Raw genomic sequence first — 17,769 nt, 5'->3', positions numbered from 1 at the left:
CCAGTAGGGAGAGTTTGCCATGCCCGCTCCGTCCGCCGCCGACTTCGCCCGCCTCCGGGCGTTGTGCGCCATCGAGGACATCGACGCCCGCCCATCCCGGCATATCTACGAGGTCTTCACCGGCAGGGAGCTCACCACCATTCCGGTCGGCACCACCGAGGATGTCTCCGCCGCGTTCGCGAAGGCCCGGGCGGCACAGGTTGGCTGGGCCGCACGCCCGGCCCGCGAGCGCGCCGCCATCATGGAGCGGTTCCGCACCCTGGTCATCGAGCACCGCGACTTCCTGATGGACGTGGCGCAGGCCGAGACCGGCAAGGCGCGGGCAGCCGCCCAGGAGGAGATCCTCGACATCATGCTCAACGCGCGCTACTACGCGCGTGAGGCGAACAGGCTCCTGTCCCCCAAACGCGTTCAGGGCCTGCTGCCCGGGCTGGTCAAGACCGTCGTCAACCACTGGCCCAAGGGTGTCATCGGTGTCATCTCGCCGTGGAACTATCCGATGGCGCTGTCGATCTCGGACTCCATACCGGCCCTGCTGGCCGGCAACGCGGTGGTGGTCAAGCCCGACAGCCAAACCCCGTACTGCACGTTGGCCAATGCCGAATTACTCTATGCGGCAGGCGTTCCCCGCGAGGTGTTCGCGGTGGTACCCGGGCCGGGCTCGGTGGTGGGCACCGCCATCGTGGAGCACTGTGATTACCTGATGTTCACCGGTTCCACGGCCACCGGCCGCACCCTGGCCGAACAGTGCGGACGTCGCCTCATCGGTTTCTCCGCCGAACTGGGCGGCAAGAACCCGATGATCGTCACCAAGGACGCGAACATCGACGTGGCCGCCAAGGCCGCCACCCGGGCCTGTTTCTCCAACGCCGGACAGCTCTGCATCTCCATCGAACGCATCTACGTCGAACGCGAGGTCGCCGACGAATTCACCGCCAAGTTCGGTGACCGGGTCCGGAACATGCGGCTGTCCACGGCCTACGACTTCACCGGCGATATGGGCAGCCTGATGTCCGAGGACCAGGTCAAGACCATGTCGAACCATGTCGATGACGCAAAGGTAAAGGGCGCCAAAGTGATTGCTGGCGGTAATGCCCGGCCCGACCTCGGCCCGCTGTTCTACGAGCCCACCGTATTGACCGAGGTGACCGACGAGATGGAATGCGGGCGCAACGAGACCTTCGGTCCGCTGGTCTCGATCTATCCGGTGGCCGATGTCGAGGAGGCCATCGAGCGGGCCAACGACACCGAATACGGGCTGAATGCCAGTGTCTGGGCGGGCAGCAAGGCCGAGGGCGAGGCGATCGCCGCGCGGCTGCAGGCCGGCACCGTCAACGTCGACGAGGGGTACGCCCTGGCGTTCGGCAGCACCGCCGCCCCGATGGGCGGGATGAAGGCCTCCGGCGTCGGCCGCAGGCATGGCGCGGACGGAATACTCAAGTACACCGAATCCCAGACCGTCTCCACCGCGCGGGTGATCAACCTCGATGCCCCGCTGGGGATCTCGCAGACGCTGTGGCAGAAGGCGCTGAACCCGATGATCCAGCTGGTGCAGAAGCTGCCCGGGCGCTAGCTTTCGGCGATCCCGTCGAGGCGCTTGGTGGCCTCCTCGAATCCGCTGACCAGTTCACCGATGATGTCGGCGACGGGGCGGATCTCGTTCATCCGGCCCACGATCTGACCGACCGGCATCGCGACGGCGGTCGGATCCGACGATTCGTTCATCCGCTGATGGGCCTCGCTGACGAGGATGTTCTGCAGCGGCATCGGCAGCGGGTCGGGTGCGTTGTCGGCATCCCAGGCGTCGGTCCAGCGGCTCTTGAGCAGCCGGGCCGGCTTGCCGGTGTAGATCTTTCGGCGCACGGTATCGCTGGAGGTGGCATCGAGCATGGCCTGCTGGATGGTCGAGACCCCGGAGGCCTGCCGCACGCCGAGGTCGTACTCGGCCGAGGTCAGGAACGCCGACCCCATCCAGACACCCTGCGCCCCCAGCGCCAGCGCCGCGGCCACCTGGCGCCCGGTGCCGATACCGCCGGCCGCGAGCACCGGGGCCTTGCCGTCGAGCGCGTCGACAATCTCGGGCCACAGCACCATCGACCCGATCTCACCGGTGTGCCCACCGGCCTCATGACCCTGGGCGACGACGATGTCCACGCCGTTCTCGGCATGGCGCAGAGCGTGTTTGGCGCTACCGGCCAGTGCGGCCACCGGCACGCCGGCGGCATGAGCCTGGTCGATGACGTCCTTGGGCGGGGAGCCGAGTGCGTTGGCGATCAGCTTGATCGGATGCTTGAGGGCCACATCGACGTGGCTGCGGGCCACCGAATGCAGCCAGCCCAGCACGCCCTCGGAGCGCTCCTCATCCTCGGGCAGCGGGGGCACGCCGAGATCGGCGAGCGTCTTGGCCACGAAATCGCGATGGGTCTCCGGGATCAGCTTGTTGATGTCCACGCTGGTGCCCTCGGTGGGCACCTTGGCCGGCATCACGATATCGACGCCGTAGGGCTTGCCGTCGGTATTGGCGTCCATCCACTGCAGGACGTTCTCCAGATCGTCGGCATCGTTGAACCGCACGCAGCCCAGCACGCCGAGACCGCCGGCCTTGCTCACCGCGGCGGCCACCTTCTCCGACGGGGTGAAGACGAAGATCGGGTATTCGATCCCGAAGCGTTCGCACAGTTCAGTTCTCATGATGTGGCTCCTGCCTGGCTGGCCTGTCCATGCTTGGAATGAACTTCGTCGGCCGGGCGTTCCTCGGTGGTGTCCTTGGCCCACCGGTAGTCCGGCTTGCCCGCGGGTGACCGCTTCACCTCGTCGACCAACCAAAGGCTGCGCGGCACTTTGTATCCCGCGATCTCGCTACGCACGAACGCATCCAGGTCGGCCAGCGTCGGCCGGGTCCCCTCGCGCGCCTGCACGACGGCCGCGACGTGCTGGCCGAATCGTTCGTCGGGCACGCCGACGACGAGCGCGTCGAACACATCGGGATGACCCTTGAGCGCGGCCTCGACCTCTTCGGGGTAGATCTTCTCGCCGCCACTGTTGATGGACACCGAACCGCGGCCCAGCATCGTCACGCTGCCGTCGGCCTCGACCTCGGCGTAGTCGCCCGGAATCGCATACCGCACACCGTTGTACGTGCGGAACGTCTCGGCGGTCTTTTTCTCGTCCTTGAAGTAGCCGACCGGGATGTGACCGCACTTGGCGATGATGCCGCGTACACCCGAACCCGGCACGACCTCATTGCCGTCCTCGTCGAGCACCTTGGTGTTCTTGTCGATGGTGACCCGCGGACCGCCGGTGTGCGACTGCCCCTTGGCCACGATGCTGGTCCCGCCGAAACCGGTCTCCGACGATCCGATGGAGTCGGTGATGACCCGGTTGGGCAGCAGCTCGAGGAACTTCTCCTTCAGGCTGGTGGAGAACAGCGCCGCGGTGCTGGCCAGCAGGAACAGCGACGACAGGTCGTACGTGTTGCCCTCGTCTTGGTGCGCGAGCAGGGCGTCGAGCAGCGGGCGCGCCATCGCGTCGCCGGTGAAGAAGAGCAGATTGACCTTGTGGTCGTGGATCAGACGCCACACCTGATCGGCGTCGAACTCCGGTGTCAGCACCACGGTCTGACCGGAGAACAGCGCCATCCAGGTGGCCGACTGGGTGGCGCCGTGGATCATCGGCGGGATGGGCAGCCGGATCATCGGCGCGTTGGCAGCGGCCTGCTTGGACAGGTCGTACTCGTCGGCGATGGGCTCCCCGGTGGCGAAGTCGGTGCCACCGAACAAGACCCGGTAGATGTCCTCGTGGCGCCACATCACGCCCTTGGGGAAGCCGGTGGTGCCGCCGGTGTAGAGCAGGTAGATGTCGTCCTCGCTGCGCGGGCCGAAATCGCGTTCCGGTGAGCCCTGAGCCAGCGCGGCCTCGAAGTCGACGCCGCCGTAGCGCTGGTAGTCGTCGTCGGACCCGTCCTCGACGACCAGCACGGTCTTGACGTTCGGTGTTTCGGGCAGCACGTTGGCGACCCGGTCCGCATAGCGGCGCTCGTGGATGAGCGCGACCATGTCGGAGTTGTCGAAGAGGTACTTGAGTTCGCCTTCGACATAGCGGAAGTTGACGTTGACCAGGATTGCCCCGGCCTTGACGATGCCGAGCATCCCGATCACGATCTCGATCCGGTTGCGGCAGTACAGGCCGACCTTGTCGTCCTTCTTGACACCCTGGTCCTGGAGGTAGTGGGCCAGGCGATTGGCCTTGTCCTCCAACTGGGCGTAGGTCAGTTGTTCGTCACCACATATCAGGGCGACGCGGTCCGGCACGGCGTCGATGGCATGCTCGGCGAGATCGGCGATGTTCAGGGCCATGGCACTAAACTAGAACGTGTTACATTTCGAGACAAGTCCGGGTCACGAACGCAAGGAGGCGGACGCCCATGAGCGAACCAAACGGAACCCCCGACGCCCTCATCGAGCAGCGCGGACACACCCTCATCGTGACGCTCAACCGGCCCGAGGCGCGCAACGCGCTGTCCACCGAGATGCTCTCGATAATGGTCGAGGCCTGGGATCGGGTGGACAGCGATCCGGAGATCCGCACCTGCATCCTGACCGGTGCCGGCGGCTACTTCTGCGCGGGCATGGACCTCAAGGGCGCCACCAAGAAGCCGCCGGGCGACTCCTTCAAGGACGGTAGTTACGACCCGTCACGCATCGACGGTCTGCTGAAGGGCCGTCGTCTGACCAAGCCGTTGATCGCCGCGGTGGAGGGGCCCGCCATTGCCGGCGGTACCGAAATCCTGCAGGGCACCGATATCCGGGTCGCCGGCGAGAGCGCGAAGTTCGGCATCTCCGAGGCCAAGTGGAGCCTGTACCCGATGGGCGGCTCCGCAGTGCGCCTGGTGCGCCAGATTCCGTACACCATCGCCTGCGACATGCTGTTGACCGGCCGCCACATCACCGCGGCCCAGGCCCTGGAGTACGGGTTGATCGGTCACGTGGTGCCCGACGGCACCGCGCTGGACAAGGCCCTCGAGATCGCCGAGATCATCAACAACAACGGACCGCTGGCCGTGCAGGCGATCCTCAAGACCATCCGCGAGACCGAGGGCATGCACGAACTCGACGCCTTCAAACCCGATACCGCCAACGGCATCCCGGTGTTCCTCAGCGATGACGCCAAGGAAGGCCCACGGGCGTTCGCCGAGAAGCGGCCACCCAACTTCCAGATGAAATAGCCGCGGCCGGCCGCGATCGTGGCCGCTCAGCCGTGGCGGCGGCGGTACTCGGCGGCAGCGCCGGGGTGAAGCGCGATGGTGCCGGTCTGGATCAACGATTGCGCATCGAGGAACTGGCTTCCGATCGCCTGCGCCGGTACCAGCGCGGACGGGTCGTCCAGGAGTAGGTCCACCATGGCCGCGACCACCGGATCAGCGAGGTCCCGGCTGGCCAGGAGCAGGTTGGCCACGCCCAAGGTGATCACCGCGGGGTGGCGCCCATAGACGTTCGCGGGCACCGACACCGGTTCATAGATCGTTCCGTACGTCCGCCGCAACGCATCGACCGCGGCCGCCAGGTCCAGCAGTCGGAGGTCGACGGCGGCCTCCGCGAGGGCGGGTGTGGGTAATCCCCCCGCCCACATGACCGCATCCACCGTGCCGGCGCCCAGAGCCGCCGCGGCATCACGCATCGGTTGCCGCACGCGGCGCACGGCATCCCGGCCCGGCAGGCCGGCGGCAGCGAGCACCCGCTCGGACAAGGTGGTCGCCCCCGACCCCGGAGCCCCGACACTCACGACGCGGCCCGCCAGCTCCGTCGGCGATGTGACGGTGGAATCGTGACGCACGGCCACCTGAAAGTAGTTCTCGTACACGCGGCCGACCGCTGTGAGGTCGGCCGCCGCAGGGTGGTCCTGCGCAGTGTCACTGAGGCTCATCGCCAGGTCGGCCCGTCCCGAGCGGAGCATCTCCAGGTTTTCCGCGGAGCCGCCGGTGCGCAATGGCTCCAGCCGGGCCGCCCCGGCGCGGTCTGCCGCCGCGGCCAGCAGGCCCGAAAACTCCCAGAAGAAGCCGCCGGGCTCGCCGGCCGCCAGCCGTACCGGCGGGCGGTCACCGCTACCGCACGACGAAACCGCCAGGCCGGCCGCCAGCGTCGCGATGCCCCGCAGCGCAGACCGACGGTCCAGCACCGGGGGCCCCGACGACGCAGACGACACAGTCACCTCAGCGTAGAACGTCAGACGAACGCGCGACCCTGTTCACGGTCCAGCGGTGTCTCGGACTTGTTCTTCAGCACGAACACGTAGACCACGAGCGACACCGCGACCACCACCGTGACGTAGCCGATGAACCACGGGACGTGGCCACCTTCCTTGGCCGCCTGGTAGATCAGCGGCGCGGTGCCGCCGAACGCGGAGTTGGCCAGCGCGTAACCCAGACCCACGCCCAGCGCGCGAATGTGCGACGGGAACAGCTCGGCTTTCACGATCGCATTGATCGAGGTGTACCCGGTCAGGATGACGTACCCGACGCACACGAGCGTGAGGGAGGCTGCCACCGACGTGGTGCGGGGCAGATAGGTGATCAGCACGTAGGTGTAGACCAGCGCGCCGACGCCGAAGAACACCAGCACGGGCTTGCGGCCCACCTTGTCGCTGATCATCCCGCCGATCGGCTGGATGACCATCAGAAACGTCAGACCGACCAGGTTGATCCACGTCGCCGTCATGCCATGGTCCTCATAGGCCGACTTGACGATCGCCGGCGCGTTGACGCTGTAGGTGTAGAACGCGATGGTGCCGCCGATGGTGACCAGGAAACAGGTCAACAGCGCCCGCCCGTGCCGGGTCACCAGCTCGCGGATCGACCCCGAACCGTGGTCCTCGCCGCGTCGCACGGCGTCGAGCTGTTCGGTGGTGAGCGACTCGTCCATGCTGCGGCGCAACCAGAAGACCACCACAGCAGCCACCCCACCGATGAAGAACGCGATGCGCCAACCGAATTCCGCAATCTGCTCGCGGTCCAGGAACGTCTGCATGATCAGCAGCGTCAGCTGCGCGAGCACGTGCCCGCCGACGAGCGTGACGTACTGGAAGGACGAGAAGAAGCCGCGCCGCTCCCGGGTGGCCGCCTCGGACATGTAGGTCGCGGAGGTCCCGTATTCACCGCCGGTGGCGAAGCCCTGAACCAGCCGGCACAGCACCAGGATCACGGCTGCCCACACGCCGATGCTCTCCCGGCCCGGGGTCAACGCGATCACCAGCGAGCACGCTGCCATCAGCGAGACGCTGAACGTCAGTGCCGTGCGCCGGCCCCGCCGGTCGGCGAAGCGGCCGAAGAACCACGAACCGACCGGGCGCATCACGAACGTCACCGCGAAGATCGCGTAGACGTAGAGCGTCGAGTTCTTGTCCGCGGAGTCGAAGAACTGGTTCTCGAAGTACGACGCGAACACCGTGTAGACGTAGACGTCGTACCACTCGACGAGGTTGCCGGACGAGCCGCGCAGCGTGTTGAAGATCGCCCGGCGGGTGGCCGCCGCTGACGACGGCGCCGCCGATCCGGTGCCGCCGCCGGTCGGCTCTCGGGTGGCCGAACTGGTCATTGCTGTTCCCTCCTGATCCGCGACGCACCGGGGCGGGCTACCGCGTCGCCGACGTCGTCGTCGCCCCCCACTGTGAAGGCTGTCACAGCCACTTCGGAAGGCGTCGACGGCAGTCCTAACACTCCCTTAGGACGAATCCTGCGCGCGGCCGACGCCGGGTAATCGCGCCTCGACACGTAAGCCCCCGGTCGGCACCGCGCTGACGCGCAACGATCCACCGGCGCGTTCGGTGCGGGCGCGGGCGATGGCCAGACCGAGACCGGTGCCCTGACCGACAGTGTTGGCGGCCCGGAAGAAACGGGACGTCACCAGCGGGAGATCCTGCGCGGATACGCCGCGGCCGTCGTCCTGCACCCAGAGGATCACCTCATCGCCGTCGCGGCGGGCGACGACCTCGGCGCGCGTGCCCGCACCGCTGTACTTGGCCGTGTTGCTCAGCGCGATGTCCAGGATCCCGGTGAGGTCACGCGCAGGGATGGCCGCGCCGAGGCCGGCGGGGACATCGGCGACGACGGTGACGCCGGCCTCGGCCAGCGCGGCCGACCAGAACTCGACGCGTTCGATGATCGCGGCGCCGACATCGGTGGCGACCGGTGCATCGTCGGCGTCGGGACGGCTCTCGGCCGTGGCCAGGGCGAGCAGGTCGGTGACGATGCTCGTCAGACGGTCGACCTCCACGATCGCCTTCTCGTGCGCGGCCACCGATGATTGGGGAAGCCCCATGCCCAGCATGTCGAGCCGCATGCGTAGCGCGGCGAGCGGGTTGCGCAGGGCGTGGGCAGAGTCGGCGACCAGCCGGCGTTGCGCGTCGGCGGCCGCATCGACGTCGCGGGCCATCGCGTCGAAGGCGGCCGCGAGTTGGCGCACCTCGTAGGGGCCTGCGTAGCGACCCGGGGGCGGTTCGTCGACGCCGGCGCCGGGATCGGCCGCTGTCCGGTCGCGCACCCGGCGGCGCAGCGACGCCGCCCGGTCGGCCAGATCGGTCACCGGCCGCACTGTCCAGCGCGACAGCGCAACGGCGATGGCCGACGCGATGCACAGCAACGCCACCGCACCTGCGGCGACCAGCGCCCACACGCGCATGACCTCTTCGCGGGCGGCGGCCGTCGAGGCGGCCAGCACCACGGCGCCGTCGACCTGCGTGCCGGTACCGACCGGGACTGCCACCAGCAGCCGGCGCGGCGACCAGGGCGTCACGGTGTCAGGGACGCGGCTGCGCTGATTGCGCAACGCTTCGGAGACTGCGTCGGCGATCTCACCGGAGATGTCGTCCACACCGACCGCGGCGCGGGGTGCGCCGTCCCTACCGACGATGACCACCGGCTCGCCGTAGAGGCTGTGGTAGCGATCTACCACCTGCTGCAATTCGAGATCGCGCGAATCATGCTCGCGCGCAGCGAGATCAGAGAAATAAGAGGCCGCGGCCATCCGGTTCTCATTCAAGCGTTGCATCCGTTCGCGCCCCAGCGTCACCGCCAGCGGCACCGCCAGCCCGACGACGACGATGGTCGAGTAGACGACGAGGACCAGCAGGACGCGCCGCCACATGTCACGAACTCCACCGGTAGCCGTACCCGCGGATGGTCGCGATCGCGTCCGGTCTGCCCAGCTTGGCCCGAAGTGATGTCATGTGGACGTCGAGACTTCTCGAGATCGCCACGAAGGCGTCACCCCAGATCGCGTCCATCAGCTCCTGCCGGCTGACCGCTTCGCCGCGGCGGACCACGAGATACGCCAGGACCTCGAATTCCTTGGGCGCAAGCGCGATCTCGGCACCGCAGATCTCGACCCGCCGGGCACTCAGGTCGACGACGATATCGCCGGCCTCGACCACGTCGGGTTCCGACGTTGCCGTGGACGTGCCCCTGCGGCGGGCGGCCACCTCGATTCGGGCCCGCAGTTCACCCAGGCGTGCGGGCTTCACCACGTAGTCGTCGGCACCTGTGCGCAGCGCCCGCACCACGGAGCGTTCGTCGTCACGGGCGGTCAACACCACCACCGGGATCTGGCTGACTCCCCGTAACCGGCGCAGGATGGTCAGCCCATCGTCATCGGGCAGACCGAGGTCGAGCAGGACCAGGTCGACATCGCGGTGACCGAGCAGCAGGTCGGAGCCGCGGCGCATCCGCACCGGTGAGTGGCCCACTCCGGCCAGCGCATCGACCAACGCCTCGCCGAGGCCGTCGTCGTCCTCCACCACCGCGATGCGCATCGGGTCCAAGGTACGACACCCGCGCGCCCTACCGCGGCTCCCAGAGCCGGTCGATCTGTTCCTGCCCGTCCGCCAGGCTCTGCGCGGCCGGCCCGCGCAGATCGGCCATCGCAGGATTCGTCTCGGCCATGGTGAGTTCGACGACGACGAAACGGGGCTGCAAACCCGTGAGGGACACGCCGTGGGTCAGCCAGGACTGCGCGTGATCCCAGCCCTCGCGCGGGGTGCCGGGCCCGTAACCGCCGCCGCGGGTTTCGATGGCCACCAGGTCGGTGTCGCCGAGCAGGCCGGCACCGGTGTTCTCGTCGACCGAGAGGCCGACCGCGACGATGTGATCGACCCACGCCTTGACGGTGCTCGGCGGGCCGAAGTTGTAGAGCGGCAGGCCGAGGATGACGGTGTCGGCCGCCTTGACCTCGTCGATCAGTGTCGCGCTCAGGGTTGCCGAGGTGCGCGGGTCCAGGTGGGGCAGCGGGTCCGCGAAGAGGTCACGGTAGGTCGCCGTTCCGGCCGGGTGGGCGGCGCGCCAGCGATCTGCGGCGCGTGCGGTGAGACGGCGGCTGACCGAACGGTCCTCCTGGACCGACGAGTCGAGGTGAAGCAAGTGCGGCATGGCTGATCCCTTACATATAGTTTGTGAAGTACAAATTATCTATACTACGGGATCGATTGGTTCATTCCCGTACTCTTGCCCGGATGAGTGACAGTCCGGTGCACGACCGGCTACTGGGACCGTTACTGGACCTGCTCGCCCGCAGGTTGCGTGGTGCCGCTGAGTCCGAACTCGCCGCGTTCGATCTGCGCCCCCGCCACGTGATCGGACTTACCCTGTTGCGCGACTTCGGCGAACACAGCCAGACCGCACTCGCCGCGAGCCTCGGCATCGATCCGACCAATGTGGTGGCACTGCTCAACGAACTCGAATCGGCCGGGCTGATCGAGCGTCGCCGGTCACCGCAGGACCGCCGGCGCCACACCGTCGTGCTGACGCCGGCGGGCGCACAGCGACTGGCCGAGGTCGAGCACGCGCTGGCCCGCCTGGAGCATCGACTGTTCGCGGAAATGGACAGCGAGGAACAGACCGCGTTGTACGGACTGCTGCAGCGGGCCGCGTCGGCCACTGCCGACGCCCACGGGTCACCGGAGCTCGGATGCTCCGGTGCCGCGGATGAGAACTGTTAAGCCCGAACCGGTTTCGTCGGGGTGAACACCACCGGCATGGACTCCAGCCCGCTGACGAAGTTCGCAGGTCGTAGCCCCAGCTTGTTCTCGTCGGCCAGCCGCAGGTCCGGCAGCCGCTGCAACACCTTGGTCAGCATGATCTTCAGCTCCAGGCGCGCCAGCTGGTTCCCCATGCAGAAGTGCGTGCCGAAGCCGAAGGCGAGGTGGTTGTTCGGGTTTCGGTCGATCCGGAAGTTCTCCGGGTCACCGAACACCTCCTCGTCGAAGTTCGCGGCCTCGAACATCAACATGATCTTCTCGTCCTTGCGCAACTGGGTGCCGTGGAATTCGGTGTCCGCGGTGAGGGTGCGGCACATGTTCTTCACCGGCGAGGTCCAGCGCAGCATTTCCTCGATCGCCATCGGCAGCTTCTCGGCATCGGCGGTGAGCTGATTCCACTGATCACGATGGCGCAGAATCTGTTCGGTGCCACCGGAGAGCGTGTGCCGGGTCGTCTCGTCACCGCCGATGAGGATCAGCAGCGTCTCCATGACGATCTCGGCGTCCTCCATCCGGGAGCCCTCGACCTCGGAGTTGACCAGGATCGAGAACAGGTCGTCGGTCGGTTCGGCGCGCCGCTTGCCGATCACGTCCATGGTGAACGCGGTGTAGGCGGCAAAGGTGTCCATCAGCAGCTTGATGGTGTCCTCATCGACGTGCGAGCTCAGCCCGCACACCAGGTCGTCGGACCACTTGAGCAGCAGGTCCCGCTCCTGGGGTGCCACCCCGAGCATGTCACCGATCACCGCCATCGGCAGCGGGGCGGCGATATCGCGGACGAAATCGCATTCACCCTTCTCACACACCGCGTCGATCAGGGTGTCGCACAGGTTGCCGATGGAGGGCAGCTTGTCCATCACCCGCTTGCGGGTGAACCCGGCGTTGACCAGCTTGCGCCGCAACAGATGTGCGGGGTCGTCCATGTCGATCATGTACGGCATGCCGGGCTGGTCGGGGCGGATCCCACCGGCGCTGGAGAACAGCTCGGGATTGCGCTCGGCATCGAGCAGCGCGGCATGACTGGCCGCGGCGGCCTGCCCATTACGGTCACGGAACACCGGTTCGTTGGCCCGCATCCAGCGGTAGGCCTCGCGCGCGGTGGTGCCGTCGGCGTAGAACCGGCCGTCGGCCAGATCCACATCAGGCCGTGCTTTCGTGGACGGACCCGTCAGAACCCCTGTCATGCAATCTCCTTGGCATCGCCGAATGTCATCTGTACGTTCTCCGCCGAGCTCGAGACCAGCGCGCGTTTGGGCAATCCGAGCGCAGCGAGTTCGCGTCCGATCGGATGGCCGCCGAGGCGCACGGACACGCCCCCGGGCCGGTAGCGCACACCCGAAAGCCGCATCTCCCCCGCGGTTTCGCGGGTGACGCCGTCCAGATGTGAGTAGGTCGGATGCACCTGCGGTTTCGACGTGAACGCCGCGGGCACCGCCAGCCCCGTGCCGAACTCCATGCTCACCGCGTGCCGGCCGCCGACGCTGACATCGAAGCCGAAGCTATGGCCCGATCGAACAGTGAAGTCCGCCATGACTTTCGGGTAGCCCCATATATGGCGGCCCGCCTCCATGGTGAACGCACCGTCCACCGGCAGGTGGTGGATGAACGCCGCCGCCTGCCCCAGCCCGCGCAGACCCGATGCCGTGGATCCCGGTGGGTTCACCATCACGTTGGTGCCGTACTCCAGGTACGGGCCGAGGTCCCCGTCGACGTAGTGCATCAACATCAGGATCACCATGGCGCGCCGGCGCCGGTACCGGCACACCTGCAGTCCGCTGTAGTCGATCATCCGCTGCGCGGCATCGGCGTCGACGGAGAACATGGCCATGTGCTGGGTGGCCCGGCGGATCTGCACGGGCATCGTCACGGTTTCACCCGCGATCACGTATTGCGATGTGGCGTGGGTCACGCGCCCCAATCTAGAGCGCGCAGTAGACACATTGCAAGGAAGTGTCTAGTCGGCGAGCTACACCAGCGCGGCGAGATCCTTGATCTGCTCGCTGGAACGGGCACCGACGACCATCATCGTCACCCCGGCGGCCTCCCACGCGACGATCTGCTCCTTCACGTAGTCGAGGTTGCCGACGATCGCCGAGTCGTCCACGAGCTCGTCGGGGATTACCTTGGCAGCCTCGTCCTTTCGATCGGTACGGAACAGCTTCGTCACATCGTCGACGACCTCGGCGTAGCCCATCCGGCGGTACACGTCGGCATGGAAGTTGGTGTCCTCGGCGCCCATGCCGCCCATATAGAGCGCCAGGTGCGGCTTCATCAGCTCCATGATGGCCGGGCGGTCGTCGGTGACGACGACCTGCGCGGTCGCGCAGATCTCGAAGGTTTCGCGGGTGCGGCGCGCGCCGGGGCGGGCGAAACCCTCGTCGAGCCACTCGTTGTACATGCCGGCGATGCGCGGTGAGTAGAAGATCGGCAGCCAGCCGTCGGCGATCTCGGCGGCCAGCGCCACGTTCTTGGGACCCTCGGCGCCCAGCATCACCGGGATGTCGGCGCGCAACGGGTGGGTGATCGGCTTGAGGTTCTTGCCCAGTCCGGTGGTGCCCTCGCCGGTCAGCGGCAGCGGATAGTGCGGGCCGTCGCTGCGCACCGGCGCCTCGCGGGCCCAGACCTGGCGCAGGATGTCGATGTATTCGCGGGTGCGGGCCAGCGGCTTGGGGAACTTCGCGCCGTACCAGCCCTCGACCACCTGTGGCCCGGAGACACCGAGGCCGACGATGTGCCGCCCGCCGGAGAGATGATCGAGCGTCAGCGCGGCCATGGCGAGCGCCGTGGGCGTGCGGGCCGAGAGCTGCAGGACCGAGGTGCCCAGCCGCATGCGCGTGGTCTCACGTCCCCACCAGGCCAGCGGCGTGTAGGCATCCGAGCCCCACGCCTCCGCGGTGAAGACGGTGTCGAAGCCCTCGGCCTCAGCCGTGGCGACGAGTTCGGCGTGGTCGGTCGGCGGCTTTGCGCCCCAGTATCCGAGCTGCAAACCCAGTTTCATTTACCTCGCCTCTCTGGCATTCCTACGATGGCTTGAAACCATTCTTAGAACCTGTTCTACTCGATGCCGTGACCACAGGCCAAAGCAGCCCGGTGCAGATCGACGAGCATGAGCGGCCCCTCTCGGCGCCGTTGAAACTCTCATTCGACTACACCCGTTCAGTCGGACCACTCCTATCCCAGTTCTTCACCGCACTGCGGATGCGACGCATCGTCGGCGTGCGCGGTTCGGATGGCCGGGTGCACGTACCACCCGCTGAGTATGACCCGGTGACCTACGAGGCCCTGACCGAGGTCGTGCCCGTCAGCGCCGTCGGCACCGTGCTGTCCTGGACCTGGCAGCCCGCGCCACTGGAGGGCCAGCCGCTGGACCGGCCATTCGCCTGGGCACTGATCAAACTCGACGGGGCGGACACCCCGTTGCTGCACGCGGTGGACGCCCCGGAGGGCTCCATCAAGACCAGCGACCGGGTGCACGCGCACTGGGTCGACGAGCCGGTCGGCGCGATCACCGATATCGCCTGGTTCGTGCCCGGGGAGGACGCCGAGCCCGAGGGACAGCCCGATGACCGCGACCCGGTCACCGTGCAGGTGACACCCAGCTTCATCGAGATCCAGCACACCGCGTCGCTGCCCGAGACCACCTTCCTGAAGGCGCTCGAGGAGGGCAAGCTACTCGGCGGCCGCACCAGGAGCGGGCGCGACGGCAAGCCCGGCAAGGTCTACTTCCCGCCAAAGGAAGCCGATCCCGCAACCGGTTTGGCGCTCGACGAGTTCCTCGAGCTGCCCGACGTCGGCACGGTCACCACCTTCGCGATCATCAACATCCCGTTCCCCGGGCAGCGCATCAAGCCCCCCTATGTGGCGGCCTATGTGTTGCTCGACGGCGCCGACATCCCCTTCCTGCACCTGGTCGTCGAGATCGACCCGGCCGATGTGCGGATGGGCATGCGGGTGCAGGCGGTGTGGAAGCCGCGTGAGGAATGGGGCCTGGGCATCGACAACATCGACTACTTCAAGCCCACCGGCGAACCCGACGCCGACTACGACACCTACAAGCACCACCTGTAAAGGGCCCGAACTGATGACTGAAATCGCAGTGGTGGGCTTCGCACACGCGCCCCACGTCCGCCGCACCGACGGCACCACCAACGGCGTCGAGATGCTGATGCCGTGCTTCCACCAGCTCTACACCGAACTCGGCCTCAAGCAGACCGATATCGGCTTCTGGTGCTCGGGATCCTCGGATTATCTTGCCGGCCGCGCCTTCTCGTTCATCTCGGCCATCGACTCGATCGGTGCAATCCCGCCGATCAACGAATCGCATGTCGAGATGGATGCCGCCTGGGCGCTGTATGAGGCCTATATCAAGTTGCTGACCGGCCAGGTCGAGACCGCGCTGGTCTACGGCTTCGGCAAGTCCTCGGCGGGCACCCTGCGCCGCGTGCTCGCCATGCAGACCGACCCGTACACCGTGGCGCCGCTGTGGCCGGACTCGGTGTCGATGGCCGGCCTGCAGGCCCGCGCCGGCCTGGACGCCGGCACCTGGACCGCCGAGCAGATGGCTCAGGTGGCACTGGATTCCTATGCCGCCGCCGGCCGCACCGACCGGGAAGAGGTCACCGGCAGCATCGACGAGTTGCTGTCCCGGCCTTACTTCGCCGACCCGCTGCGCCGCCATGACATCGCGCCGATCACCGATGGAGCGTCCGCGATCGTGCTGGCCGCCGGCGACAGGGCCCGCGCACTGCGGGAGAACCCGGCCTGGATCACCGGAATCGAGCACCGCATCGAGACGCCGATCCTGGGTGCCCGCGATCTGACGACCTCACCGTCGACGGCGGCGTCGGCCAAGGCGGCCGCAGGAGGCGACACCGGTTCGATCGACGTCGCCGAGATTTATGCGCCGTTCACCCACCAGCAGCTGATCCTCACCGAGGCGATCGGGCTGGGGGCATCGACCAAGGTCAACCCCTCCGGTGGCGCACTGGCCGCCAACCCGATGTTCTCCGCCGGGCTGGAGCGCATCGGCTTCGCCGCACAGCACATCTTCGATGGCTCCGCCCAACGCGTACTGGCGCACGCCACCAGCGGCCCTGCGCTGCAACAAAATCTCGTCGCCGTGCTGGAAGGGAAGTAGCGAAATGGCTGGTTCACCCCAAAAGAACTTGGCCGCGGTTCTGGGAACCGGGCAGACCAAGTACGTCGCCAAGCGCCATGACGTGTCGATGAACGGCCTCGTGCGCGAGGCGATCGACCGGGCCCTGGCGGACTCCGGGTCGACATTCGACGATATCGACGCCGTGGTCGTCGGTAAGGCGCCCGACTTCTTCGAGGGCGTGATGATGCCCGAGCTGTTCATGGCCGATGCCACCGGTGCGACGAACAAGCCGCTGATCCGGGTGCACACCGCCGGTTCGGTGGGTGGCTCGACCGCGATCGTGGCGGCCAGCCTGGTGCAGTCGGGCAAGTACAAGCGCGTGCTGACGATGGCGTGGGAGAAGCAGTCGGAATCGAATGCCATGTGGGCGTTGAGCATTCCGGTGCCGTTCACCAAACCGGTCGGTGCCGGCGCGGGCGGGTACTTCGCTCCGCACATCCGCGCGTACATCCGGCGCTCCGGCGCCCCCGATCACATCGGCGCCATCGTGGCGGTCAAGGACCGGCTCAACGGCGCGAAGAACCCGCTGGCCCATCTGCACCAGCCGGACATCACCCTGGAGAAGGTGATGGCCTCCCCCATGCTGTGGGATCCGATCCGCTATGACGAGACCTGCCCGTCGTCCGACGGTGCGGCGGCCATGGTGATCGGCAACGAGGAAGCGGCGGAAGCGCATCTGGCCAACGGGAACCCGGTCGCCTGGATCCACGCCACCGCGCTGCGCACCGAACCACTGGCCTACGCCGGTCGCGATCAGGTGAACCCGCAGGCCAGCCGCGATGCCGCGGCCGCGCTGTGGCGGGACGCCGGGATCACCTCACCCATCGACGAGATCGACGCCGCCGAGGTCTACGTCCCGTTCTCCTGGTATGAGCCGATGTGGCTGGAGAGCCTCGGTTTCGCCGCCGAGGGCGAGGGCTGGAAACTCACCGAGGCCGGTGAGACCGCGATCGGCGGGCGGATTCCGTTCAACGCCTCCGGTGGCGTGCTGTCCTCGAACCCGATCGGCGCCTCCGGCATGATCCGCTTCGCCGAGTCGGCCATCCAGGTGATGGGCAAGGCCGGTGACCACCAGGTCCCCGGCGCACGCAAGGCCCTCGGCCACGCCTACGGCGGTGGCGCACAGTACTACTCGATGTGGGTCGTCTCCAGCGACAAACCGGCCGCCAAGTCCTGATGACCGCCCCGGTGACCCTGGCGGGCCGACGGTCGAGGGAAGCGGCCGTCGCCCGCGACAAGCAGGCCTGGCTCGACCTGTTCGCCGAGGACGCGGTCGTCGAGGACCCGATCGGCCCGTCGCATTTCGACCCGGAGGGCAAGGGGCACCGCGGCAAGGAGGCGATCGCGAAGTTCTTCGACATGGCGATCGCACCGAGTCGGCTGGAGTTCCACTTCGACAAGACCTACGTGTGCGGCGACGAGGAAGCCAACACGGGACACATCGTGATCGTCTCGAGCGGCTACCGAGTGATCGCCGAGGGCGTGTTCACCTACCGGGTGGACGCCGACGGCAAGATCGCGGCACTGCGGGCGTACTGGGAGTTGGAGAAGGCGGCAGCCAGCGCGCAGCCGGTGTGACAGACCGAGTC

17 protein-coding genes are annotated in these 17,769 nt (G+C 67.5%); 7 read left to right on the top strand and 10 right to left on the bottom strand.

The window, feature by feature from the left end; all coding sequences use genetic code 11:
- The first annotated feature begins 19 nt into the window (after positions 1–19).
- A complete protein-coding gene (locus EXE63_RS19150) occupies positions 20–1,573 on the top strand; it encodes a succinic semialdehyde dehydrogenase (RefSeq protein ID WP_168143225.1) in 1,554 nt (517 codons plus the stop codon).
- On the opposite strand, the gene EXE63_RS19145 is transcribed toward EXE63_RS19150, so the two are convergent.
- Both EXE63_RS19145 and EXE63_RS19140 read right to left on the bottom strand, forming a co-directional pair.
- Entirely contained in the window at positions 1,570–2,691 is a 1,122-nt protein-coding gene (locus EXE63_RS19145; RefSeq protein WP_168143224.1) for an NAD(P)H-dependent flavin oxidoreductase, read from the bottom strand. The two genes, EXE63_RS19150 and EXE63_RS19145, sit on opposite strands and share 4 nt — an antisense overlap.
- The gene (locus EXE63_RS19140; protein WP_168143223.1) at positions 2,688–4,355 is read right to left on the bottom strand and encodes a medium/long-chain-fatty-acid--CoA/3-oxocholest-4-en-26-oate--CoA ligase; all 1,668 of its coding nucleotides are present in this window, start codon (positions 4,353–4,355) and stop codon (positions 2,688–2,690) included. Before EXE63_RS19140 ends, EXE63_RS19145 begins: the two co-directional genes overlap by 4 nt.
- A 68-nt stretch (positions 4,356–4,423) precedes the next feature.
- On the opposite strand from EXE63_RS19140, the gene EXE63_RS19135 reads away from it, so the two are divergent.
- Positions 4,424–5,224: a crotonase/enoyl-CoA hydratase family protein gene (locus EXE63_RS19135; protein ID WP_168143222.1), complete on the top strand. Its 801-nt coding sequence runs from the start codon at positions 4,424–4,426 to the stop codon at positions 5,222–5,224.
- Between the two features lie 26 nt (positions 5,225–5,250).
- Here EXE63_RS19135 and EXE63_RS19130 read toward each other — a convergent pair whose 3' ends face one another.
- The 5 genes from EXE63_RS19130 to EXE63_RS19110 all read right to left on the bottom strand — a co-directional run bounded on the left by EXE63_RS19130 (position 5,251) and on the right by EXE63_RS19110 (position 10,414).
- Positions 5,251–6,174 carry a TAXI family TRAP transporter solute-binding subunit gene (locus tag EXE63_RS19130; protein WP_168145657.1) on the bottom strand — a complete coding sequence of 308 codons (924 nt, stop codon included), beginning with the start codon at positions 6,172–6,174 and terminating at the stop codon, positions 5,251–5,253.
- Between the two features lie 47 nt (positions 6,175–6,221).
- Entirely contained in the window at positions 6,222–7,589 is a 1,368-nt protein-coding gene (locus tag EXE63_RS19125) for an MFS transporter (RefSeq protein WP_168143221.1), read from the bottom strand.
- A gap of 126 nt (positions 7,590–7,715) precedes the next feature.
- The gene (locus EXE63_RS19120; protein WP_168143220.1) at positions 7,716–9,137 is read right to left on the bottom strand and encodes a sensor histidine kinase; all 1,422 of its coding nucleotides are present in this window, start codon (positions 9,135–9,137) and stop codon (positions 7,716–7,718) included.
- A 1-nt stretch (position 9,138) separates the two neighbouring features.
- Positions 9,139–9,801: a response regulator transcription factor gene (locus tag EXE63_RS19115; RefSeq protein WP_168143219.1), complete on the bottom strand. Its 663-nt coding sequence runs from the start codon at positions 9,799–9,801 to the stop codon at positions 9,139–9,141.
- Between the two features lie 28 nt (positions 9,802–9,829).
- Positions 9,830–10,414, bottom strand: coding sequence for an FMN-dependent NADH-azoreductase (locus EXE63_RS19110; protein ID WP_168143218.1), 585 nt, complete (start codon positions 10,412–10,414; stop codon positions 9,830–9,832).
- An 83-nt stretch (positions 10,415–10,497) separates the two neighbouring features.
- On the opposite strand from EXE63_RS19110, the gene EXE63_RS19105 reads away from it, so the two are divergent.
- Positions 10,498–10,983, top strand: coding sequence for a MarR family winged helix-turn-helix transcriptional regulator (locus EXE63_RS19105; protein ID WP_168143217.1), 486 nt, complete (start codon positions 10,498–10,500; stop codon positions 10,981–10,983).
- On the opposite strand, the gene EXE63_RS19100 is transcribed toward EXE63_RS19105, so the two are convergent.
- The 3 genes from EXE63_RS19100 to EXE63_RS19090 all read right to left on the bottom strand — a co-directional run bounded on the left by EXE63_RS19100 (position 10,980) and on the right by EXE63_RS19090 (position 14,020).
- Positions 10,980–12,206 carry a cytochrome P450 gene (locus tag EXE63_RS19100; RefSeq protein WP_168143216.1) on the bottom strand — a complete coding sequence of 409 codons (1,227 nt, stop codon included), beginning with the start codon at positions 12,204–12,206 and terminating at the stop codon, positions 10,980–10,982. The genes EXE63_RS19105 and EXE63_RS19100 overlap by 4 nt on opposite strands.
- On the bottom strand, positions 12,203–12,883 hold the full coding sequence (locus EXE63_RS19095; protein ID WP_168145656.1) for an acetoacetate decarboxylase family protein: 681 nt from the start codon (positions 12,881–12,883) through the stop codon (positions 12,203–12,205). Before EXE63_RS19095 ends, EXE63_RS19100 begins: the two co-directional genes overlap by 4 nt.
- Positions 12,884–12,988: 105 nt before the next feature.
- Entirely contained in the window at positions 12,989–14,020 is a 1,032-nt protein-coding gene (locus tag EXE63_RS19090; protein ID WP_168143215.1) for an LLM class F420-dependent oxidoreductase, read from the bottom strand.
- Positions 14,021–14,088: 68 nt separating this feature from the next.
- Between EXE63_RS19090 and EXE63_RS19085 the strand changes: the two genes are divergently transcribed.
- Genes EXE63_RS19085 through EXE63_RS19070 form a run of 4 tightly spaced genes read left to right on the top strand, consistent with a single transcriptional unit; the run spans position 14,089 to position 17,758 of the window.
- Positions 14,089–15,090 (top strand): Zn-ribbon domain-containing OB-fold protein, encoded by a 1,002-nt coding sequence (locus EXE63_RS19085; protein ID WP_168143214.1) that lies wholly within the window; start codon positions 14,089–14,091, stop codon positions 15,088–15,090.
- A gap of 13 nt (positions 15,091–15,103) precedes the next feature.
- Positions 15,104–16,159, top strand: a complete 1,056-nt coding sequence (locus EXE63_RS19080) for a thiolase family protein (RefSeq protein ID WP_168143213.1) — start codon at positions 15,104–15,106, stop codon at positions 16,157–16,159.
- 4 nt (positions 16,160–16,163) lie between these two features.
- Positions 16,164–17,357: a thiolase family protein gene (locus EXE63_RS19075; protein ID WP_168143212.1), complete on the top strand. Its 1,194-nt coding sequence runs from the start codon at positions 16,164–16,166 to the stop codon at positions 17,355–17,357.
- Entirely contained in the window at positions 17,357–17,758 is a 402-nt protein-coding gene (locus tag EXE63_RS19070) for a nuclear transport factor 2 family protein (RefSeq protein ID WP_168143211.1), read from the top strand. Before EXE63_RS19075 ends, EXE63_RS19070 begins: the two co-directional genes overlap by 1 nt.
- Positions 17,759–17,769: the final 11 nt, after the last annotated feature.

It is taken from the genome of Mycolicibacterium frederiksbergense, from assembly GCF_012223425.1.
GTDB classification, from domain to species: Bacteria; Actinomycetota; Actinomycetes; order Mycobacteriales; family Mycobacteriaceae; genus Mycobacterium; species Mycobacterium frederiksbergense.
The sequence above is the reverse complement of the archived record's forward strand: the minus strand, read 5'-3'. Positions and strand labels throughout refer to the sequence as shown.